The 22,011-nt window shown below is 45.7% G+C and carries 19 protein-coding genes and 1 pseudogene; 8 read left to right on the plus strand and 12 right to left on the minus strand.

What is annotated here, in order from left to right:
* The coding region (locus GRP75_RS08475; RefSeq protein WP_160789089.1) for a limonene hydroxylase at positions 1–1,267 on the minus strand (1,267 nt) is incomplete at its 3' end.
* Between the two features lie 199 nt (positions 1,268–1,466).
* Here GRP75_RS08475 and GRP75_RS08480 point away from each other — a divergent pair.
* Positions 1,467–2,792 (plus strand): helix-turn-helix transcriptional regulator, encoded by a 1,326-nt coding sequence (locus GRP75_RS08480; RefSeq protein WP_160789090.1) that lies wholly within the window; start codon positions 1,467–1,469, stop codon positions 2,790–2,792.
* Entirely contained in the window at positions 2,767–3,567 is an 801-nt protein-coding gene (locus tag GRP75_RS08485; RefSeq protein WP_160789091.1) for a WYL domain-containing protein, read from the plus strand. Before GRP75_RS08480 ends, GRP75_RS08485 begins: the two co-directional genes overlap by 26 nt.
* Before the next feature lie 155 nt (positions 3,568–3,722).
* Here the strand turns inward: GRP75_RS08485 and GRP75_RS08490 are convergent, their stop codons facing one another.
* Both GRP75_RS08490 and cysK read right to left on the minus strand, forming a co-directional pair.
* Positions 3,723–4,700, minus strand: coding sequence for an aldo/keto reductase (locus GRP75_RS08490; RefSeq protein WP_160789092.1), 978 nt, complete (start codon positions 4,698–4,700; stop codon positions 3,723–3,725).
* A gap of 132 nt (positions 4,701–4,832) precedes the next feature.
* Entirely contained in the window at positions 4,833–5,756 is a 924-nt protein-coding gene (gene cysK / locus GRP75_RS08495; RefSeq protein WP_023987148.1) for a cysteine synthase A, read from the minus strand.
* Positions 5,757–5,972: 216 nt separating this feature from the next.
* On the opposite strand from cysK, the gene GRP75_RS08500 reads away from it, so the two are divergent.
* The 3 genes and pseudogenes from GRP75_RS08500 to GRP75_RS29595 all read left to right on the plus strand — a co-directional run bounded on the left by GRP75_RS08500 (position 5,973) and on the right by GRP75_RS29595 (position 7,638).
* Positions 5,973–7,181, plus strand: a complete 1,209-nt coding sequence (locus tag GRP75_RS08500; protein WP_160789093.1) for an MFS transporter — start codon at positions 5,973–5,975, stop codon at positions 7,179–7,181.
* A 132-nt stretch (positions 7,182–7,313) separates the two neighbouring features.
* A pseudogene (locus GRP75_RS30630) lies at positions 7,314–7,463 on the plus strand (DUF1036 domain-containing protein); the annotation flags it as partial.
* Between the two features lie 22 nt (positions 7,464–7,485).
* Positions 7,486–7,638 (plus strand): hypothetical protein, encoded by a 153-nt coding sequence (locus GRP75_RS29595; RefSeq protein ID WP_237448965.1) that lies wholly within the window; start codon positions 7,486–7,488, stop codon positions 7,636–7,638.
* 287 nt (positions 7,639–7,925) lie between these two features.
* Here GRP75_RS29595 and GRP75_RS08510 read toward each other — a convergent pair whose 3' ends face one another.
* From GRP75_RS08510 to GRP75_RS08520, 3 genes are all read right to left on the minus strand, one after another.
* Complete coding sequence (locus tag GRP75_RS08510; RefSeq protein WP_025721310.1) at positions 7,926–8,924, minus strand: glycosyltransferase; 999 nt, start codon at positions 8,922–8,924, stop codon at positions 7,926–7,928.
* A gap of 54 nt (positions 8,925–8,978) precedes the next feature.
* Positions 8,979–10,016 carry an aminoglycoside phosphotransferase family protein gene (locus tag GRP75_RS08515; protein WP_202404050.1) on the minus strand — a complete coding sequence of 346 codons (1,038 nt, stop codon included), beginning with the start codon at positions 10,014–10,016 and terminating at the stop codon, positions 8,979–8,981.
* A 147-nt stretch (positions 10,017–10,163) separates the two neighbouring features.
* Entirely contained in the window at positions 10,164–10,856 is a 693-nt protein-coding gene (locus GRP75_RS08520; RefSeq protein WP_013308930.1) for a pectate lyase, read from the minus strand.
* 553 nt (positions 10,857–11,409) lie between these two features.
* Here GRP75_RS08520 and GRP75_RS08525 point away from each other — a divergent pair.
* Entirely contained in the window at positions 11,410–11,982 is a 573-nt protein-coding gene (locus GRP75_RS08525) for a shikimate kinase (RefSeq protein WP_023987143.1), read from the plus strand.
* A 103-nt stretch (positions 11,983–12,085) separates the two neighbouring features.
* Here GRP75_RS08525 and aroD read toward each other — a convergent pair whose 3' ends face one another.
* The 3 genes from aroD to GRP75_RS08540 all read right to left on the minus strand — a co-directional run bounded on the left by aroD (position 12,086) and on the right by GRP75_RS08540 (position 15,258).
* Complete coding sequence (gene aroD / locus GRP75_RS08530; protein WP_160789095.1) at positions 12,086–12,850, minus strand: type I 3-dehydroquinate dehydratase; 765 nt, start codon at positions 12,848–12,850, stop codon at positions 12,086–12,088.
* 103 nt (positions 12,851–12,953) lie between these two features.
* Positions 12,954–14,216 (minus strand): MFS transporter, encoded by a 1,263-nt coding sequence (locus GRP75_RS08535; protein ID WP_160789096.1) that lies wholly within the window; start codon positions 14,214–14,216, stop codon positions 12,954–12,956.
* Positions 14,217–14,346: 130 nt separating this feature from the next.
* Positions 14,347–15,258, minus strand: coding sequence for a LysR family transcriptional regulator (locus GRP75_RS08540; protein WP_160789097.1), 912 nt, complete (start codon positions 15,256–15,258; stop codon positions 14,347–14,349).
* A gap of 215 nt (positions 15,259–15,473) precedes the next feature.
* Between GRP75_RS08540 and GRP75_RS08545 the strand changes: the two genes are divergently transcribed.
* Positions 15,474–16,664, plus strand: a complete 1,191-nt coding sequence (locus GRP75_RS08545) for an MFS transporter (protein ID WP_160789098.1) — start codon at positions 15,474–15,476, stop codon at positions 16,662–16,664.
* Positions 16,665–16,693: 29 nt separating this feature from the next.
* Positions 16,694–17,584, plus strand: coding sequence for a shikimate dehydrogenase (locus GRP75_RS08550; RefSeq protein ID WP_160789099.1), 891 nt, complete (start codon positions 16,694–16,696; stop codon positions 17,582–17,584).
* 116 nt (positions 17,585–17,700) lie between these two features.
* Here GRP75_RS08550 and GRP75_RS08555 read toward each other — a convergent pair whose 3' ends face one another.
* The 3 genes from GRP75_RS08555 to GRP75_RS08565 form a co-directional block, all read right to left on the minus strand.
* The gene (locus GRP75_RS08555) at positions 17,701–18,927 is read right to left on the minus strand and encodes an RtcB family protein (protein WP_160789100.1); all 1,227 of its coding nucleotides are present in this window, start codon (positions 18,925–18,927) and stop codon (positions 17,701–17,703) included.
* Between the two features lie 211 nt (positions 18,928–19,138).
* A complete protein-coding gene (locus GRP75_RS08560; protein WP_075153782.1) occupies positions 19,139–20,572 on the minus strand; it encodes a purple acid phosphatase family protein in 1,434 nt (477 codons plus the stop codon).
* Between the two features lie 255 nt (positions 20,573–20,827).
* A partial coding sequence (locus GRP75_RS08565) for a M20 family metallopeptidase (RefSeq protein ID WP_202404051.1) occupies positions 20,828–22,011 on the minus strand: 1,184 nt, incomplete at its 5' end.

A 22,011-nucleotide genomic window follows, 5' to 3' on the forward strand; every position in this document is an offset into this window, starting at 1 on the left:
AGTGCTGTTCTGCAAAAGCCACCAACTTGCGCACCCGCTGTTCATCCTCTGTCTTGATGAGTTCAAAGTACAGATTAGGCTTGACTGGGTATCTGCTTAATTGATCAAATAGCATGGGCCATACATCTAGTGTTAGCATTTGAGCTGCGCGAATGGCACAGTGGAGATGCGGTGAATCTGCATGCTGCAGCTCCTGCTCTACCAGCTTCACCCACTGCGGATCGTCCATCATCTGCTGGCACAGCGACGCGTAACGTCTACGCAATTCCGGTGTCCATTCATGCTCATAACGAGTCTCCCATGAATCGTCCTCTTCATCCAGAAAGTCTGCAATATCCATGATGATCGTAAAATGCTGCACCGTCGTGCACATGGCCTTGGCATGACGAAGGTAGTTACCTATAACCATAGCGGCATGCTCATAATCGTCTATACTTTCCGCAGGTCCGCCTGCTGCCAGCAAAGCCGACAGAATTTCGCCTGCTCCGTCAAACAACTCCTGATCAATCTGCGGAACGGCGATGGCTGTATGCAGCTCGCCTTTATGAGCGCACTCATAAGCAAGATATTCATACATGACATTATTGCGGAATCCTTCCCGCAGTAGCCAATCACGTATTTCCTGACGCGTAGGTTCCAGCCGTTCCACTACGTGAATACGTCCCCAGCCATGTACCTGGCGGGCTAACGTATACAACTGTTCGTTGGCTTGCTCCGAAATATTACAGATAGCTACAGCCGCATATAGCGTGAATTCATCATGCTTTGCCAGCGTTAAAATAAGCTCGTGATGCTGCTCTGTCTCCAGCAATCCAAGCAACGCAATGCCTATCTTCACCACATTGCGGTGTGCTCCGTGTTCAGCCAGCCAACGCGCTTCCTCATACAATCGGTCCGGCTGAATTGCTGGATGCTGGCGCACCGCATCCAGCAACGGATCAATCAGACTGAGCGCATTTTCCTCCATCAAGCGTACATACGTCTCACGTCTCGTCTTCATTCCTGGCTTACGACATTGTCTGGACAACAGCTGCACCAGATCCTTGATTTTATCGGCTACATGCTCGCCAGCACCATGATGCCCAAATGCTCCATCTAATCCTCCTGCCACCCAACGCATCGTGTGACCTGCCCAATATTCTTCATCGTCCGGTAATTGATCATCAGTAAGCCTGCCCTGAGTATCCATTCCCTGCATAATCGTTTCATAAATCGAAAGCTTGCCTACCCATGGATATAACACTTCATTTTTGCGTCGTCCAAACATGTTGCATCACCCTTCTGTTATGTATTGCTTCTTATTTCATCGTGCTATCTTATATTTCTATGATGCTTTATTTTGGAAGTCGTGAACATGGTGAAAGTATTACAAAGAAGAATAATTTCCCTTTTTCCAGCATCCCTTCCCTGTTAGAATAAAGGGATAATTGCTTTCGGAGAACGGCAACAGAAACGGGGAATGCATCATGGCGAGAGAGAGTTTTGATAAAGAAATTCAATTCCTGCGCATGCTCACACTGACCAGCGGCGCTTATAATCGGCAGCAATTTGCAGACAGACTGGGCATTTCAGTGCATACCTTTGATAAAACAATCCGGCGTCTCAAGGAAATCGTCCAATCCGTACAACAGCAGTTGCCTGAGGACCAGGGACATGATTTTAATGAAATGCTGCGCTTTAATTATTATGAATCCGCTGATCCATTACTACTATTCTTGTTTCGGGCCAAATCGCTCAAGGAATCAGAAAGCGTCCGCTTATCTCTTCTGCTGACAGCGCTACAGTCACAGCCTCTGACCACTATGGAATTGCTGGATGCTTGCTGCAACGGGCTGCCTTCCGACAGTTCGCTGCCGGATGAGAAAACGATTCGTTCCGATCTGAAATATCTGGTCGAAGTCGGCGTGGTTCGCAAGGAACCCGGCGGCAGACCTTATCGCTATGCTGTCCGCAACGATCTGGTGACAGGACTGACGGACGAGGAATTACTGGACTTATATGATTTTGTAGACATTATGGCCAACACCCAGCTTCCCTCTGTGCAGGGATATCTGTTGCGAGATCATCTTAAAAAGGCCATGCGCCGTCAAGCCGGAGATCGGGATATAATCGAACCTTTTTTATATAAATACCACTATTATTCACGCATTCTGGACGAAGCGCATATTCATCCGCTTCTACACGCGATTCGGCAACGTCGCTGTGTAGCTTTTTTATATTTTTCGACGTCCAAACGAAGCATGTACGGGTCACAGAACACAAACCCGCTGTTTGAAAAAGAGACGGAGGGCCGTGAACATACCATTCTGCCCCTGCAAGTCATCTATGATCATCAATATGGACGTTGGTATGTTCTGGGTCATGTAGGCGGTAAAGGAATCATGAAGTTTCGTATGGAAGGCATGACTCAATTGGTGGAGGGCAAGCCTGTACCAGAGCAGTTTCATGCCGACCTGCTAGCGGTGTTGGAAGAAAAAATGCGGTACAGCTGGCTTGTTGATACCGGTCGTCCTGTGAAGGTACGGGTACGTTTTTTTAATCCTGAGGGCGCGAAGCGCAACTTTATTCGGGAACGTGTACTGTCACAGGGACAATGGGGTACGATCGCGGAGGAAGAAAGTGAATCCTTTATCTATGAAATCACAGTGAATGGGATCACCGAGATTAAACCGTGGATTCGCAGCTTCGGATCAAGCTGTGAGGTATTGGAGCCTCAGCGGCTGCGCAAGGAATTCAGACAGGAATGGAAGGAGCTGCAAGCCTATTATGAGCCTGTTCGAGAAAATATTTAACTACCAGATCGTCTCTCGGCTGGATGAATCGGGCGCTTTTGCTACCACATCGCAGGAAAGAGTCTGGCTCCAATCTATGCTGACAGACTCGGCAGCAATAGAGGCTTTCACCCCGTCTACGCTTGATAAGCTTCGGCAGATGCTCGCAGACGACGAGCCTCTGGAGGCCGATGGAAGTTTGCGGGAAAAAGCAGGTATCCCTGCTGTCTCCGTATATCATCCGCTTCTACTCACATTGCGTCCGATCCTACGCTCCCGTTCAGGCATCTGCCTGAGCTACAGGTTGCGCAACGGGCGTATGCATGAACGGATATCCGGTTTTCCATATAAGCTGGAGTTCTCCATGGTCAAAAAAGATTGGAGCCTGCTGTGGTATAACCGCAGACACCGCGCGCTCATGTCTACCAAGCTGTCTAATATCGTGAACGTCACGGAAGATGAGCTTCTGCCTGAAGAGGCCGAAAAATTCACCCAACGTATACTCGGTATACTGGAGTCGCGAAAAGAACAGGGCATCATCGAAATTATCCCTGTATACAACGGGGAAATGTCTCGTATTTTATATGCTTTTTCCTGCTTTGAAAAAGAGGTCGAATATGTTCAGCAAGCAGATACCTATCGTATTACGCTCACTTTCCAGGCAGACGAATGTGAATATGTACTATCTAAAATCCGTTTCCTTGGCAAACGTGTCAAGGTCGTCCAAGGCTCCCGGCTGATTTCACGAATGAAGGAAACAACGGCCAAGGCCCTTGCACGCTACGAAGAGGAATAGCTGCTGAGACAATATGAGATGCAGCCATGTAAATAGCCCCTCCCTCCGTCTTTAATGAGACGAAGGGAGGGGCTATTAAACTACGGTTCGTATAAACGAAGTCATACACTTACATCCACATACGCCTGTTGTAACAAGCTGGTCCGCTATACGAGTTATGGCAAGGCTTGTCCGCGCGCACTGACGTACAATTCGTACCATTCCTCACGGGTCATCAGCTCGCTCTGGCGTTCCGCATCCTGACATGCCTTAATTCGTTCAGAATTGGCGCTGCCAATGACAGGCTGAATCCGTGCCGGATGTTTCATAAGCCAGCCAAGGACGATCGCTTCACGTGTCGTTTCCTTTTCAGAAGCCAGCTTCTGCACCAGCTCTGCCGTCTTAACGACATGCTCAGGCTCCCCTTTCAAAGAACCTCCGCTAAAACGTCCCTGCGCCAGCGGTCCCCAGGCTTGGAGCTGAATATCCTCGGTTTGGCAATATTCCAGCAAACCTTCGCCAAAATGTACATTCGTTCCCGCCTGCTGGTTCACATGTACTGTCTGATCTACAAAATGCAGATGCGCCAGGCTCATTTCCAGCTGATTAGCGATCAGCGGCTCCGTTAGGCTCCGCTCCAGAAAACGAATTTGGCTTACATTCATATTGGAAACGCCAAAATGCCGTACTTTGCCAGACGTCTTAAGCTCGCTGAACGCCTTCGCTACTTCTTCCGGCTCTACCAGCGGATCAGGGCGATGCAGCAGCAGGATGTCCAAATATTCCGTACCCAGACGCTTCAGAATACCATCCACGGACTCCATAATATGTGCATATGAGAAATCAAAACGGCCGGGGAGCGTACCATCCGGCAGAAAAATGCCACATTTGGACTGAATAACGATTTGTTCACGCAAGCCCGGCTGTCCCTTTAAAACCTGACCGAAAATTTCTTCCGCTTTCCCCATACGATAGATATCCGCATGATCGAACATCGTAATCCCAATGGATTGTGCAGCTTCTACAGCTCTTTCCGCTTCAACGACATGTTCCTGCGTAAACGGTGCATGGCTCCATTCTCCACCAAAAGGCATACAACCGAGCGCCAGCCGACTATCGGAGATTCCACGTTTCTGTAAAGGCATAATCTTCATGCTGCTCCTCCTTCAACCCTCAAAATATTCCCTGCTTCATCCACATATGAATAGTTCGTGGAACCGCTATCACATACCTATTTTACCACTTACTTACGGTCGTGTATTACTTTGGCCCCAATCCACATCTTTTTATCCGAATATCCCCATGCTCAGATAACGCTCTCCGGTATCCGGGGCAATGCAAAGTACCCGTTTGCCTGCTCCCAAACGCCGAGCTTCCTGAATCGCCGTCCATATCGTAGCTCCGCTAGAGGGGCCAACCAGAATCCCTTCCTGGGCAGCAATCGCCCGTGTCATTGCAATCGCATCCTCATCGGAAACCTGCACGATTTCGTCATACACTTCCGTATTCAGCACGGTGGGAACAAAGCCTGGACTGGTGCCAACCAGCTTATGTGGACCGGGTTTTCCTCCAGATAGCACTGGCGAGCCCTTAGGCTCAACTACAACAATCCGCAGATCCGGCAAATGCTGACGCAGCACTTCACCTGTTCCCGTAATGGTACCGCCCGTTCCCGAAGAAGCGACGAACACATCCAGCTTCCCTTCTGTCTGTTCCAAAATCTCAAGTGCCGTCGTCGTACGGTGGATATCCGGATTTGCCTCATTTTCAAATTGATGCGGGATAAAACTCCCTTCAATTTCAGCCCCCAGTTCGAGTGCCTTGCGAATCGCTCCTGGCATCCGTTCTTCCGCTGGTGTCAGTACGACCTCAGCCCCGTAGGCTTTCAAAATATTGATCCGTTCCTTCGTCATATTCGAAGGCATCACCAAAATTGCACGGTAACCTCGGGCTGCCGCATTCATCGCAAGACCAATTCCCGTGTTGCCACTCGTCGGCTCAATAATGGTGCCTCCCGGCTTTAGATGTCCTGCCTTTTCCGCCTCGGCAATCAGGTTGCCCGCCGCTCGATCTTTAACACTGCCGCTTGGATTAAAATACTCCAGCTTCACATACACTTCCGCATCCTGCGGCCTTGTGAGCCGTTGGAGTCTTACACAAGGTGTATCTCCTATTAAATCTGTAATACTATGTACCACTTTAGGTGCCATCGTTGTATCCTCCTTAGATTGTTTCTTACAGCGTTATTTACGATCTTCATATCATACTACCAAAATAACATACTTGGCTCCTTCCTACCTGTCGCTTTTGTAAATTACATAAAACTCATCAACTTAGTATGTGAAATTCTTGCAAAATGGGTCGCCAGATATCGCCTGTAATGATATACTCGCATTACTATTTTTTCAGGAGGATACAAGACACTTATGAGTACTCAAGAAAATATGACAGCAAATCGCTTCCCCCCCTCCTTGCTATGGTTGACCCTTGGTGCCTTCGCCATTGGCATGACCGAATTCGTCATTATGGGACTTCTACCCAATGTAGCCCATGATCTTCATGTTACAATTCCTCAAGCCGGGCAGTTAATCACCAGTTACGCGCTTGGTGTGGCCATTGGCGCACCTGTGCTTACTGTATTAACCCATAAGGTACCGCAGAAAAAGCTGCTATGTCTGCTAATGATCATATTCATTTTAGGCAATCTTTTTTCCGTCATTGCTCCCAATTACGAACTTCTGATTGCGGCCCGTATGGCTACTGCATTATCGCACGGAACCTTTTTGGGAGCCGGTTCCCTGATCGCTGCCCGACTGGTTCGTCCTGACAAACGCGCGGGTGCTATTTCTATGGTGCTGACCGGTTTGACCGTGGCGAACATTATTGGCGTGCCTTTTGGTACCTTTATCGGACAACAGCTCGGCTGGCGTGCTTCCTTTGGAGCCATTGTGGTCATCGGCTTGATTTCTCTCTTTGGTATCATTCGCTACATTCCGGTGATTCATCAGGACAAGCCTTCCAGTCTCAAACAAGAAGTCAAAAGCCTGTTTAATCCAAAAGTGCTACTGATGCTGCTCACAGGTGCAGTCGGTTGTGGTAGCCTGTTCACTGTCTTTACGTACATTACGCCTTTGCTTACGGATATTAGTGGCTTTGCCGAGCATAGCATTACCTGGATTCTCGTCCTGTTTGGCCTAGGGGTAACGATCGGCAACATCGTTGGCGGCAAGCTCGCAGATTGGAAACTACTTCCATCCCTGATCGCAAACTATGCTGTGCTGGCTATTATTTTGGCCATTCTGACATTTACGCTTCAAAGCAAGGTATTGGCCGTCATCACGGTCTTTATCTGGGGCATTGCTGCGTTCGGCATCATGCCGGGTATTCAGGTTCGCATCATGAATCTGGCATATGAGGCTCCTTTACTTGCCTCTACCTCCAGCCATTCCGCATTAAATCTGGGCAACGCAGGCGGTGCTTTTATCGGGGGAGTTGTTATTAATCAAATGGGGCTAGCCGCTATTCCATGGGTTGCATCGCTAATCACTGTCGGCGGTCTGCTACTCATGATAGTTAGCTACATTGAGGATCGCAAGACGGCTCATACTGAAGCGATAGCCGAGATACAGTCATAGAATCATTTAGTAGGTTGGAAGTAAACTAATGGTTCATTTTTCATAGATTGAGAGATATTGTCCACTCTCTTCTTCTACATTCCTCATAGTATGACATTGCAATACCAATTTATGAGGAAAGAAGTGTGTATGATGAGCCTTTATTTTACTAACAGCACGAGTAACACGATCTATGCTGCCTATGCTTATCCTGATTCCGACTGTCATCCCATGAATTATTCTAAAAAGGGCTGGTATCGGATAAAGCCTGGTGATACGAGGAAAGTATGGAACGGGTCCGTAGGAGGAACCACATTCTATTATTATGCTGAAGATTACTCCGGAAATACGTGGTCAGGTACGTACTACACATGGCTCCCGAGAAGTACCGACCATGATTTTCATCGGTGTTGGAACGATAGCAGCAAATCATCCAGACAAGTGGGGATGCGCAGACTTCCCATTGATTCATCTGTAGATGATTACACTGTCGATTTCAGCAGAACCAACCAAAGCTTACTGTCAACAAAGAAAACTCGTAGAGCGTTACCTTCCAAATCGGCGGACTCTGGCATTCGCAGAATTCCGAGAAGACCGGTTCGCTTTAAAAAAGGAACCCCAGTTCCAGTAAAGTCCAAACGATAAGTCAAAGACCGTAACCCGCATGATGGACATTTTGAAATAAAGTGACCCCCTTGCGGGTTATTTCTGTTTTCATCTGGACGCGCAAATGCGTGTTACAACCACAGTATTTTGCCTTGCCGCTCAGCTTAACCAATGATCAAAAAAGTCCCGATAGCCCTGCTTCATCACCTGACTTGAAAACTGTTCCATAGCGTATGCCTGATTTTCTGTAGAAACCCGGCGTGGTGAGGCGGCAGCCATATTGACCAGCTCGAACCAGTTTTTCTCATTCCCTGAAAAAGAATGCGTAGAGCTGATATGTCCATAGCAAGGATGCTCGGGCTTCACGACGATTTTACCCATAGCCAGCGCTTCGGTCAGTGGCATCGCGAACGTATCGAATTTGGAGCAGCTCCAATATACCTTCGCCGTGTTCATCAGTGCAAACACCTCATCTTGCGTCAACGCAAATTGAAGTTTAACATTGTCCGGGATATCGTATTTCTTCATACTTTCCTTGTAGCGTTCACCGCCAAATACCATATAGACATCCTTGTCAGGGTTATGCCTCGCATACTCCAGCACCAGATCAGGACGGCGGTTCTCCTCATCTCTACCAATCCACATCACCCGGTTCTCTACCACTTGCGAGGGATCAAAATGCTTTTCCACCAGCCGCTCATTAAATCCGATCGGGATGACCGTCACATCAGTTACGCCAAACTTCGAAGCCATCTCCTGCTTGAGAAAGGCAGTCTGTACGATAGCCTTGTCCACGATCTGATAAAAAGGCTTCATCATCTCATAGCCTGTAAGTGCCGGATCAGGAAAACTATGCGGAAAAAGCACGCTGTTTTTAAAAAACATGTTCAAATAGGTAAAGCCGGATACCGTATAAATAACGTGCTCAATCTGCTGCTCATGGAGTTGGTCCAGAACGACGTCATAGTTGACCAAGTCGCCCTTTTCGTGCTCATAACCAGGAAGCCAGTCATGGCTGCTCACATGGCGCTCTGGTGATACAAATACGATGTCCACCCCCAATTCCAACCCGATCTGCTTCAGACGTTCTGCAAAAATACGAGGACCCTGTGCTTCTGCAAATTGTATTTTTCTCATGACCAAACCGACTTTTTTCATGGATTTATTTCCCACCTTCTTTTACTAACTAAATACAGTCTATGTCTTAAGCTACTATCTACATGGTTGGGCTTGTCCCCAATCCATCATCGCTGCACATTGGTTCAAACAGGCTAACGTTTCATCCAACTGGGACTCTAATTGCTCTTTTGACCATTTATCGCCGTTTCTATGCAGGTTCGTTCCAATCCTTTGCAAATCACTTGTGATTAACAACAGCATCCAGAGCGAAAATACCACCGCAAACATGCCATATTCCAGTATAAATGCCGTTCGATCCACTCTTATCCCCAACAGCTCCAGCTGCCCCACGTATGTGTCCAGTATACGAATACGCAATTCGGACGTCATCCGTCGGGGAAACAACGGATGGGACATGTCGATCAGGTGATATACATCCCACAGCGGTGTGTTCAGATGAGCATGCTCCCAATCCAGTACCATAAGCCGTTCCCCGCTCAGCGCATAGTTCCCCGGATGAAGATCACCATGAGACAGTACTAGCTGCTGTGAAAAAGATAAATGCTCCAGCTGTACATACATACGCAGCATCTGTTGCTTAGATAATCCCAGTGAGCTGCAAAGATTTAACACATCCGGCTTGCGCGTGTATAGCTCGGAAACCATCTCCTGAATGAGTGGCTTCGGTCCCCGCAGCGGCATTCCAGCAAAACGATCCGTCGGCAAAGCATGCCACCATGCAACAAGTCCAATAGCCCGTAACAGGGTTTCGTCTGCGTGTAGATGATGTAACGGACCAAGGTCCTCAAAAACCATCCATTCTCCTCCGCCATCCGCACCTGCATCAGACCAGGCTAGCAATCGGGGATAGATCGGTGATAACGCAGGAAGCACATGCGCATACACCCATCTCTCCCGCCCCTCCTGATCATCGTTGGTTAGCGGTTTGAATATATAACTTTCAGAGGAAGACACGTAAAAACGTTCCACATGCCGACCATTCGTACCTGTATATAAAATTTCACGATTCCGCACCAGCGTATCATTCAAGGTGCCGTCAACATTCACATATTGATGAAAAGGATTCATAGCCACCCAACTTTTTTGTATAAAATGTAATAGCACGATCATATCACAGTCCTCGTTCCGAACGAAGTCCAGATCATCTTGGGGTAACTCGCCGTACCAAAAAAGGGGCTTGTCCAATCAGATCCACACGACCTGTTGGACAGCCCCTTATCACATCCGTACTCCTATCCTTACTCTATTCTATACCGATTAATATTGAGTATTGCCGGACTCGCTCGTATTACCAGATTTAAAACCTTTGAACAATTGTTTCACATTGTGATAACGAGTATTCGTAATTTTAGCTTTGCTGTTAGGACCGTCCGATCTCAGGATCGAATCCTTCACGTTGGAAATATCCGAGTTATCCAAAGTCATATTCACTCTAAAAGTAGAGTCGCCCAGCTGGCGAACCAGTTTTCCGATATCATCGGCTCTAAAGTTTTTAATGTTAATTGTGCCTTCGGCATTAATTTGGAATACTTTATCGTACGCATGGAACGCTCCACCGCCCGTAATGTTTACCGTGCCTGGTTCTTTAAGCGTCAGTGCATCCTCACCTACATCCTCCCATGTTACGTTGGAAATTGTGCCGTTGCCATATACATGCACACCATCCGCAGCAGGTGCAGCGATGATCACATTTTTCAGTGTTGCATTATTTTCAAGCTTGAAAATAGGCTTTTGAGCCTCTTTCTGGCTTCCGTCTCCCAAGGTATCGGGATCAGCCACTACAGTCTTGCCTTTACCATCGTATACTTCTCCGGCTTTAACAAGTATGGTCTTATGAACGACTTCTGGAGCTGCATGAGCAGAATAATTGCCGACAAATAAAGCAACCAACATTCCTGATAAAGCGATACTGATTCCCTTTTTCAATACTTTAGCTGTGTTTGTTTTCATTTCAATTCATCCCTCTCGTAGATAATTTTTTATTGTTCCAATTCTTCGTTGACTAGAACGCGTAGACCGTATCACCACCTTCGCACAATGAACCCATTAACCGATACATGTCTATAAAGCATTATTTAACTATTTGCATATGTATACTTGGTTTTTGGTTCAAAGCAATCTTGTCTTATAAATAATACAAAGCACAAATTGTAAAGAGAGCGATTACATTTACAATTTGCATAACTCTATTATAATCATACTTCCAGTAATTTCAATATATTTTCCGCCAAAATATGTCCTTTTTTTCAATTAAGTACACAATATTGCCTCTTTTATACTTGTACAAGTTTATTTTTTGACAATTTACGCATCAAATTACTGAGTATCTAGTCTCTAATGCGTGCTCTATGTCACTACAATGGTAATCAGAACCTTATTTCGTTCTATACCTCATTTTTGATGTGATCTATACTATTGAATGACACGTTTGATGAACGTATAATGTATTTAGTGCTTTGAAGCGTTACATCTCAACATTACTGGTGAGAAAAGAGTGGTTATCGTGCAAAACAATAGTGAGATTCCATTAAAAGAACAAAATATTGTGCTCATCGGCTTTATGGGTGTAGGCAAAACAACGATCGGTTCCCATCTAGCGCGCAAGCTGTATCGCGATTTCGTGGATATTGACCAGGAGATTGAACGAGAATACAACATGCCAACAACAGAGATTTTCAAAACTTATGGAGAGAAGCGTTTCCGTGAGATTGAAAAAGAGCATATTTTGAAGCTATGCAGCAACACACGCCTCAAAATCATTTCCGTTGGCGGTGGTGCATTTTTACAGGAAGAGGTGAAGCAAGCTTGTTTGGCTTCATCGATTGTTTTCTTCTTGGATTTAAATTGGGATTCCTGGAAAGATCGGCTCAAGATGCTGATTGACACCCGTCCCAATCTACAAAACAAGACTTTAGGGGAAATTGAGGATCTCTTCCGTTCCAGACAGGACATTTACGCGGTGAATCACTCCAAGATCGATACGGATCAGTTGGATGCGGAAGAAGTCGCAGACTATATTATTCAAACGCTGAATCTAGGTTGGGAGTTGTATGAACCTACTCGGGGATTGAATTAAGAGTTACACAAAAAGGAGGGCTCGCATGCTTACCGCATGGGGGCCTTCCTTTTTGGTTCACTGCGGATATATTACTGACTAGCGAGTAATGCCTATCCATCTTTTAAGAATGGTTATGCAGCACCGTCAATATCTCTCTCAGTTCAGTGACAGGAATCTGCCCCGGTGCGGAAGCTTTCTTAGCAGCACCAAAGGTCAGAGCCGAACCAAACAGTTCTCCGGTCAGGCGGCTCACGACACCTTTCCCCGCCATCGACATCGTAATAATCGGCCGATCTGCATGCTCTTCTGCCATGGTACGCGTGGCATCCAGCAAAGTGAGCACATCGGCTGTATTGGTTGGCATCACTGCTATCTTGGGCAGATCGCCTCCCAATTCCTGCGCCTTACGTAACCGGGACACAATCTCCTCCTTCGACGGCGTCTTATGAAAATCATGATTAGATATAATCACATATACGTTATGCTTATGTGCTGCTTCTACCAGCGTCTTCACATCAGCTTCCTCATTAAAAAGCTCTACATCAATAAGTTCGACTTGCCCCGTTTCGGCTACTGTACGGTTCAATTCCACATAACTCGCTGCACTGATTTCCTTTTCTCCGCCTTCCCGAGCGCTACGGAACGTAAATACGAGCGGAACATTTGCTAAAATAGACCGAATTTCATGTAAGGCAACTTTAACCTTTTCCAGATCCTCCACATGCTCGAAAAAATCGACTCTCCACTCCACGATATCCAGGTCGAGCGTACGTAAATAAGTGGCCTCTTCCTTCAACTGCTCCAACGTTTCTCCCACCATGGGCACACAAATTTTTGGCGCTCCTTCACCGATCAGAACATCTTTCACCTTTACGATTTTAGCCATCTCTATCTCACTCCCAAATTACAGTTTCAAGTCGAACATGTACAATAATTCATAGTATAACGCATTCTGAATAAGCATGCAGATGATTAGGTCCAGTCGTCATTTATTTGGTATCAAGTACGATTTTAGGGGACAATTTGCGACTTGCTGGAAAAACTAAACTGTACCGAAAATTAACAAACACCGCCAGTACGATCCCTAGCACATTCACAATAATAGCTAGCATAAAAACACTCGATATCTGAGAATGTTTCAAAAGAAAGCCTGTAAACACGGGAATGACCGTGTATGACAGCGAGGTTGCTGTATACACAAACCCGGTAATCTGTCCTTTTCGTTGACTAAAAAATTCACTCATTACGGTTAATGTCAGCTGAAGTACACCTGATATTGAAAACCCAATGACGCTCGCACAAATAATGGCCGCAGCCCCTGACTTGAATAAGAGAAGCGCTCCAAAAGCCAACAGGGAAATACATGGATAAATAAGAATAATGTGAACAGGTTTAACCCATTTTCTTAACACAATTACCAATACAAACACGGAAATCAGTGAACCGACATTGTAATAAACTAATAATCTGAGAGACTCTGATTGGGTCATACCGATAAACTGTTGTCCAAAAGTAGGCAGCCATAACTGCACAATATAAAGCAAAGTCGGTCCGGTAAATCCGAGCAAGATAAGGCATACCCCTTCCTGCCAAAACCGCGGCTTACTCCGATCATTTGCCTCCAATTTTCCCGCTTGCTCAACGCTCGATACAGAAGTATCACCAACTGGCTCCTTGGGTGACTGAACCCGCATGTCTGGAAACTTCATTCCGAACAAGTAGATTGCATTCAAAGTAAATATGAGGGCTGGTAAAAAGAAAGAGAATCCGTAGAAAATATCGTGATTCATAAAAAAGATAATCATTAACGGTAAAAATGCCGCCCCGATGGATATAAAACCTCTTACCAACACTGTAGCCGAACCAGAGGATTGGGGAAAAGCTTCGATCAGCGCTGGATAAGTACCTGAATCAAGAAAAGAATTCGCTACGCCTGCCAGCACAGCCAGTACGATCGCCATCTCAAAGCTGGGACTTAGCGGTATACCGACCAAGAATACAGCCATTAGTAGCCCTGCTACCACAATAAACGGCTTACGACCATAACGGTCGGAGAGCACCCCGGATATGTACAGGGTAAACAGCCTGCCAAATCCCATCGCAGAAACCAAGAGACTGATGCCCGCCTGATCTGTATGCAAATGCTCTGTTAAAAAGGACATGTGGGACGCCAGCATAATATTAAACATGCCGAACAAAAGATAGTTTACATAAAGGCCTGTCGCCACTGGAAAAGAAGAACGTTTCATCATGAATTCACCTGCTTTTGTAAGTAAGTCTTGTAGTATTAAAAATGTGAATCATTTCACATTACCTGTGTCGATGATGAAGTATAGAACACATTTTAAGATTTATCAAGTTTAAATATTGCGTAACCCCGCCCTAGACGCGCTGATGCGTTTTCAGATAAAACTCCTTGCCGTAGCTTAGTGCAAAGTTCCGAAAGTCCACTACTGCCGGGGATAAATATCTATTTTTGATGCTGGCCAGGTAGATAAAACGCTCGTATTCTGGATTTACAATAGGCAATGTTTTGACGTTAAAATAATCTAACGATGAAATTCGAGGCATAACCCCAATTCCGTAATTGACAGACACCAGCCCTGCCATTGCTGTATCCTCTTCAATCTCGCAAATAATCTGTGGCGTAACGCCCGCTTTGACAAACAAATTCTCAATAATGGGCCGAACCCCACTCTTTTTGTTAAAGAAGATCACCGGATAATCCGCTGTATCCTTGAGATCAATTTGGTCTAGAGTCGCCAGTGGATGATCAGGCGAAACAATGACAACCAGTTCCTGCTGAGCCAACGGAATAAACTCCACATCCGGTTCATTTTCCATGTAAGAGCAGAACGCCACATCATAATGTTCCTGCTTCAGCCCCTGGATAATATCGTTCGTATTCCCTTGGTGAAACGAAAAGGAGATATCTTTACGGGCATCCAGAGCTGAAAAGGCTTGAATGATCGCTGGAATGAAGTGTGAGCCTAACGTGTAAATGAACGCCAAATCTATATTTCCATGGCTTGGACTCACTAGCTCCCGTAAATTGTGTTCTCCCTTTTCTAATTCATCCATCGCGTGCTCCACATACTTCAGGAAAAATCGTCCGTATTTGTTTAACCGAATATTTCTCCCCTGCTTCTCAAACAGATGAACTCCCAAATCTTTTTCTAATTCTGAAATCGCATGACTTAAACTGGGCTGAGTAATACATAGTCGCATAGCTGCCTGGGTAAAATGCTCCATCTCTGCAAGTACACGAAAATATTGTAAGTGCTTCAGGTTCATAATGATGTACTCTCCTTCTTTAATTCATATTTTAAATTATAGACCCAAACTATGAAAAACGATAAAAATATGCATTGGATTTATAATAACACTCCTTATATAATAATGACATAGAAAGAATGTGAATAATTTCACTTATCTGTAGGCGTAATGTAATACAGCTGACGATGCCTACCTAGGCCATTGATCTAAAATTTAAGTTGGGAGTTACACTTATGAAAAATCCTTATATCAGAATGGCAGCAGGGCTTTACATCAACTATTTTCTTCTGGGTATGATCAATGTTATTCTATCGTCGAATATGAGCTTCCTGACCGTTCAATTGAACACGGATAAAGCAGCCATCGGCTATCTGGTGTCCGCGATTGGGATCGGTAAGCTGCTCGCTCTCGGGGTAGCCGGAAAAATGTCAGACAAATACGGAAGAAAACCACTCATTGTTATTGCATCTTTTGCTTATTTAATCTTCCTGATCGGCATTCCGCTTGCGCCTAACTATACGTTGGCATTCGTGTTTGCTATTATCGCAGGGCTTTGCAACTCTATGATGGATTCAGGAACGTATCCTGCATTAATTGAAGGCTTTGGAAAAAAAGCCGGGTCTGCAACGGTACTGGTCAAAGCATCCATCTCGATCGGTGCTATTGTGATTCCGTTCATGATTGCATTCTTTATTAATCACGATATGTTCTATGGATATTCCTTCTTTATTCCAGCAGGGATTTATCTGCTGAACGGTATCTTCTTGTCGATGACAGCTTTCCCCAACCACAACGCAGAGGAACAAAAGGCTCCAACCGAGGCTGCCCAATCCACAGATACTTTCCGCAGCGAGCCTAAGTTTTGGCAAGAAGGTTTATCTCTAATTATTATCGGTTTTACTTCTACTGTATTGTTCATGATCGTGCAGCTATGGCTTCCTACCTTTGGACAAGAGGCCCTGGGCATGGACAAAGCCAGTGCCATTAAACTGCTGAGCTACTATAGTATAGGTTCATTGGTTTCCGTTATTCTGTTAGCTGTGGTACTTGGTAAATTCATTAAACCGATTACTGTCATGATTGTATATCCGCTTATTGCCCTGCTTTCTTTGCTGGCTTTAATTACATGGCACAATCCTGTCGCTACTTTGATCAGTTCATTCTTGATCGGCTTGTCTACCGCAGGCATATTCCAAATTGCCCTCACGGTTATGACGGAATTTTTCCGCAAGAACAAAGGCACTACGACTTCTCTCGTGAACATAGCAGCCAGTCTTTCGTTCATTCTGATGCCTTTGGCTACCGGGGGCATGTCCAAAAATTTGGGAATTACCTCGGTATTCATTCTGGATATTGCGATTGCTGTAGTCAGTATTTTGCTGGCCGTGTTTGTTGCTTATCGATATAAAAAAGTATTTCATTAAACTACACAGATTACTTGGAGGCTTATATCATGAAAAATGCTGGACGTATTGACGGAAGAACACAACTAATCGGACTGCTTGCTACACCAATCGGACACTCTTTGTCCCCGGCTATGCATAATCTTGCGTTTGAAAAGCTGGGTCTAAATAACGTGTATATGGCCTTTGAAGTAGGAAATGAACAACTTGAAGAAGTGGTACGGGGGATGCGCGCTCTGAACATACGCGGTTATAACGTGTCTATGCCTAATAAAACAGCTATTCTACAGTATCTTGACGAGCTGGACGACAGCGCTAAATTTACAGGTGCCGTCAACACCGTCGTGAACACAGATGGTAAACTGAAAGGCTACAGTACAGATGGATCTGGTTATGTTCGTAACTTGCGTGAACACGGCATTGACCTGAAAGGCAAGAAAATGACACTTGTGGGCTCTGGCGGCGCAGCTACACCGATTGCTATTGAAGCGGCTCAAGCAGGTCTGGCTGAAATTTCAATCTTTGCCCGTAACGATCAGTTCTTTGCTCGTGCAGAAGAGAATGTCCGTATTATTAATGAAGATATGGAACACACCCAAGTTAAGGCAAATATCTATCCATTGGAAAATCAAGAACAGCTACGTGAAGAGATCCGCACAAGTCATATTCTCGCTAACGGTACAGGGGTTGGTATGAAACCGTTAGAAGGCAAAAGTGTGATTGAAGATGTGTCCATGCTTCGTTCCGATCTGATCGTAACCGATGTAGTGTACAGCCCAGCTAAATCCAAGCTGATGGAACAAGCCGAATCCGTAGGTGCAACTGCCATTAACGGTCTGGGCATGATGCTGTGGCAGGGTGCATTGGCGTTCGAACTGTGGACAGGCCAAGAAATGCCAGTCGCTTATATTAAAGAACAGCTTTTTGCTGACAAGCTGTAAACATAGAGCTACTAACAAACGCATCAAGCAATGAATTCCTTCTATTATATACTCATTTATGTACTCAAAAGACTATGCTCGGCGAATGAACACTTCTGCCAGGCATAGTCTTTTTATTAATCCTTATAAGGGTCAAATTCATTAGCCCCAGCCATGCATACCCCAATGGGCTTCAGTTCATGCATAACTTCCACGGTCTCGGAATGAGCGTCCAGTACCTCGCGCAGTTTACGGTAGACGAACGGGCTTTCATCTGTACCGGCTCCGCGCAGCTCGACACTATAGTTCCGAACGGCCTCCTTCATCTGTACGTCCGTGATTTGTCCACCACTCCGTGTGCGGGTTTTCCAATTCATTTTACCAGCTGCCTGGGTACGACTCATAATACGACCTGCCCCATGAACTGTACTATAGTAGGAATCCCGATTTTCTACCGAATCTTTTCCACGTACAATCACCGAAATATCGCCCATGCTTCCTCCAATAAAGCCCATCTGGCCAGGTGCCGAGGGAGTAGCGCCTTTACGGACCACAATGGTGTCACGCCCATCATGCTGTTCTTTCCATGCGTAATTATGGTGGTTATGCACAGTAAAGTCCGCTTCGGTCCCCATAATACCAAGCACTTGTTCTATCACATAGTCACGTCCCGCATACGCATAGCGTCCGGCAAGGCGCATCGCACGGTAGTACATATCCCCCAACTCACTGTTCATATCCAGCAGCACAGGCGGCTGATCCATATGCTCTCCCGGCGCCTTTCCGAGAAACTCTCGTCCAGCGGCCAAATTTAGAAACCCACTTGCTGTTTTGTGTCCAAAGCCCCGGCTGCCGAAATGATTGGCAATCCAGACCTGTCCTGTCGCTTCCTCGACGAATACATCAACAAAATGATTACCACTCCCTACTGTACCCAGCTGTTCTCTCGCCAAGGACTTCAGTTTGTCATGTTCTTGTTTCCCAATCGCCGCATATACTGCCCAATCCGGGTCATCGAACAGCTCATGGTCTATCTGAATTGCATTCACACGACCTACGCCAAACGAAATATGACATGCAACCTCATCCATCACGGCTGAAATACGCGGCATAATATCTGCTGCAAACAGCTTGGTTCTTACCGCCTTATTTCCGCAACCGATATCATACCCGACACCTGAAGGCGAAATTTGTCCGTCATACACCATCACACCGCCAATCGGCTGACTGTAGCCTTTATGATGATCTGCCATCAGCAGCGCTTGAATTACATTACCGTTTTCGGCACATGTACGAGCTTGAGATAATGCCCCTGGATCAGGTACTCCCCATACGCGTACTCCATTGATTTCTTGATAAGCCATCGTCGTTTCATCCTCCTGTAAGTCACTCCATGTTTAAACTTGTAAAGTCGTTAATTGCATTATGTACGTTTTACCAGCTTCCGAACAGGGCGTAAGTATTACAAGTACAATAGTAGATATCCCCTAAGAAAATGAAAAAGGATATCCATGCAGCCAACCAGACTGTAGGATATCCTTTTATGATCATTTAGAAACTATTAAATCAATTATACTAATCTTTTTTGATGATTCCGAATTGATCCACAATAAAAGGTTTGGCATCATTTTTGTTTTGATCTATTTCATACGTTACGGCTGTAAGTTTATTTCCGTCTACAGTAATGCCAACAAAATTCTGTACCTGTCCACGTGTTGGTCTACGATTGTCACTCGGATCTGGGCCATATACTGCCGCATGATTCTCTTCAGCTAGTTCAAAGAGATTATAGTACTTATCTCCAAGTTTTTCACTTGGGTTTTTGTAGTAGACTTTGGGGCCAGCGGTTGCTGGGATGACATAGATACTTCCATCTGGATTCACACTATATTCAATCGTCTTATCATTTAATGTATCTTTTAATTTTGTTGGCGTTGTTGCTTTACCCTCTTGGTTGATTGGTTTCGTACGAGCGTAAATATGATCGTGCCCTTGCACGACAAAGTCGATATCAAGTTCGGCCATTAGTGGAGCGATTTGGTTACGAACTCCATTCTTATCCATGATGTCAGAATCTGTTGCATGATTAGAGGTAGTGTAAGGACCTTTATGAATGTTAACAATGATCCACTTTGCACCTGCCCTTTTTGCTGCTGCCGCATCTTTCTTTAACCATTCGACTTGAGCTTCAGAAAAATTGGCATATTTCTCTGAGTCCTCATTGGAGTTCAGTACGATAAAGTGAGCATTGCTGTAATCATAAGAGTAGTACGCTCCTGTTTTAGTAGCGGAACCAGAAGGTTCGTTAATATTAAAGTGATCATAAAAAGCGTAGTTCTCATCCTCGTGATTACCCGCTGAAGGAACAATGGTTGTATTCAAAAGGCTTTTTTGTGAATGCCCCAGCAGCCAGTTCCACTGCTCTTCTTTGGTACCCGTATCTACGATATCTCCGTTGTGGACTACAAACTGAGCATTTTCTACGGTTTGAAGTGCTTTTTCGAGCGTCTGTGAAGACAATATGGCTTCATCTTCGCTTTTTGCTTGTGTATCAGCTAGATCGATGAAGGTAAATTCACCGCTCTTAGGAGCCGTTTGAAACGTACCTGTTTCGCTCCATATCCCGCGCGCTGCATCACCCACACGATAATAATAAGCTGTGTCCGCTTGAAGACCTGTAGCTACAGCTTTATGGACAAGCTCTTCTGCAGAATTGGTCGATGGAGAGGAAGTGCCTTCAAATGTAAGAGCACTCGTATAATCAGCTTCAGAAGCCGTTTTCTTGATTACTTGAACAGTGCTGTTCGTGAAAAGTTTTGAAGTATACCAAGTAAATCCTTTGGAGACTTTTGTGTCTCCATAAAATGTAGCTGTAACTTTACTAATCCCTTGATCTGTGTTCCCTGGTGACTCAGCATGGACAGGTAAGGCTGACATGCCAGTAATCAAACCTAGTGCAAGAGCAACAGACATAGATGTTGCTGACCACTTTTGAAACTTCTTAAACATGTGTACACTCCTCTTTGCAGTTAATATGTAAAAGTTATAACTATAATCATAACAATCAAATGTTAATACGTTGTTTTTGGAAATATAGTACTTTGTAAAAATGAGGTTATGAGTGACCTAGCGATTGAGGAGCAATGATAGCAGCTTATAAGAAAATGAAAAAGGATATCCATGCAGCCAAACAGACTGTAGGATATCCTCTTCAACTATAACACTCATATTAGACGGCTCTGCTATGCCCTGTGTGGATTTGGCTTACTGTGCCGCTGAATGCGTACGCTTAAAATCTTCCTTCACCGCAACCAGCAGTGTTTCATTCACCAGTAGCTCCAAGCCTGACAAGGCTAACGCTTTGGCCCCAGTCACTAAGGCTTCCTCACCCTTCTCAGAGCCAGCCGCTTCCCTGAATTCCACCGTATGAGCGATGAGATCATCCGGACCGATCTTAATGTAAGCATGTGCAGTCGGGATAACATGACTCACATTTCCCGCATCCGTCGAACCCAGTCCGGCACGAGGGCCACGATCCAGCTGTTCTCCCAGCGCTTCCAGTTCACGACCTACTACCTCATCCAGGGTATTGTTCAGAATGAAATCACGCACTTCATTTTGAAAACGTTCGATTTTCACAGTGGCTCCTGTTGCCAAAGCAGCAGCATCTGCGATATGGCGAACTTTCGTGGAAACCTCCTCTGTGCGCTGCCAAGTACATGCCCGAATGAAAAAGCGTGCCGACGCATAGTCCGGAATGATATTGGGCGCGTCTCCTCCATGCGTAATGATGCCATGAATACGCACATCGGTCGGCAGTTGCTGACGCAAAGCATTGATACCGCTGAACAACTGCAGCACCGCATCGAGCGCATTGATTCCCTGCTCTGGTGATCCTGCGGCGTGAGCCGCTTTGCCGTAAAAATGAAAATCTAGCGGATCAACTGCCAGACTTGGTGAGGTCAGCCGGGTCACACCAGATGGATGAACCATCAGTGCAGCATCAATCCCTTCGAACAGCCCGTGCTTCACGAAGCTGCCTTTTGCACTGCCATTAGGACCGCCTTCTTCCGCTGGTGTACCGAACACATACACCTCACCTCCCGTTTCGTCGATCACCTGCGCCAAGGCGATGGCTGCTGCCGTGCTTGCGGTTCCGATAATATTGTGGCCACAAGCATGGCCCAGACTGGGCAATGCATCATATTCAGCCAAGTATCCGATTTTCGGACCTGGTCTAGCAGAAGCCTTACGGGCAACAAATCCGGTTTCGTGTCCCGCTACATTCCGAGTTACCTCAAACCCCGCTTGCTCCAAAATGCCCGTCAGTGCCTGGGAAGCCTGAAATTCTTGATTGCCGATTTCGGGATTAGCATGAATAAACCGGCTCGTTTCCGTGTAAAGCTGACGAGAATCCTCAATTTCCTCAATAATCCGCTGTCTATGTG

This window comes from Paenibacillus sp. OT2-17 (genome assembly GCF_009827695.1).
Taxonomy (GTDB): domain Bacteria; phylum Bacillota; class Bacilli; order Paenibacillales; family Paenibacillaceae; genus Paenibacillus; species Paenibacillus polymyxa_B.

Excerpts from the sequence above, each read along its gene's own strand:
- GRP75_RS08480 (WP_160789090.1), top strand. The coding sequence starts at position 1,467 with ATGGCGAGAGAGAGTTTTGATAAAGAAATTCAATTCCTGCGCATGCTC.
- GRP75_RS08485 (WP_160789091.1), top strand. The coding sequence starts at position 2,767 with ATGAGCCTGTTCGAGAAAATATTTAACTACCAGATCGTCTCTCGGCTG.
- GRP75_RS08490 (WP_160789092.1), bottom strand. The coding sequence starts at position 4,700 with ATGAAGATTATGCCTTTACAGAAACGTGGAATCTCCGATAGTCGGCTG.
- cysK (WP_023987148.1), bottom strand. The coding sequence starts at position 5,756 with ATGGCACCTAAAGTGGTACATAGTATTACAGATTTAATAGGAGATACA.
- GRP75_RS08500 (WP_160789093.1), top strand. The coding sequence starts at position 5,973 with ATGAGTACTCAAGAAAATATGACAGCAAATCGCTTCCCCCCCTCCTTG.
- GRP75_RS29595 (WP_237448965.1), top strand. The coding sequence starts at position 7,486 with ATGCTGAAGATTACTCCGGAAATACGTGGTCAGGTACGTACTACACAT.
- GRP75_RS08510 (WP_025721310.1), bottom strand. The coding sequence starts at position 8,924 with ATGAAAAAAGTCGGTTTGGTCATGAGAAAAATACAATTTGCAGAAGCA.
- GRP75_RS08515 (WP_202404050.1), bottom strand. The coding sequence starts at position 10,016 with ATGATCGTGCTATTACATTTTATACAAAAAAGTTGGGTGGCTATGAAT.
- GRP75_RS08520 (WP_013308930.1), bottom strand. The coding sequence starts at position 10,856 with ATGAAAACAAACACAGCTAAAGTATTGAAAAAGGGAATCAGTATCGCT.
- aroD (WP_160789095.1), bottom strand. The coding sequence starts at position 12,850 with ATGGCTAAAATCGTAAAGGTGAAAGATGTTCTGATCGGTGAAGGAGCG.
- GRP75_RS08535 (WP_160789096.1), bottom strand. The coding sequence starts at position 14,216 with ATGATGAAACGTTCTTCTTTTCCAGTGGCGACAGGCCTTTATGTAAAC.
- GRP75_RS08540 (WP_160789097.1), bottom strand. The coding sequence starts at position 15,258 with ATGAACCTGAAGCACTTACAATATTTTCGTGTACTTGCAGAGATGGAG.
- GRP75_RS08545 (WP_160789098.1), top strand. The coding sequence starts at position 15,474 with ATGAAAAATCCTTATATCAGAATGGCAGCAGGGCTTTACATCAACTAT.
- GRP75_RS08550 (WP_160789099.1), top strand. The coding sequence starts at position 16,694 with ATGAAAAATGCTGGACGTATTGACGGAAGAACACAACTAATCGGACTG.
- GRP75_RS08555 (WP_160789100.1), bottom strand. The coding sequence starts at position 18,927 with ATGGCTTATCAAGAAATCAATGGAGTACGCGTATGGGGAGTACCTGAT.
- GRP75_RS08560 (WP_075153782.1), bottom strand. The coding sequence starts at position 20,572 with ATGTTTAAGAAGTTTCAAAAGTGGTCAGCAACATCTATGTCTGTTGCT.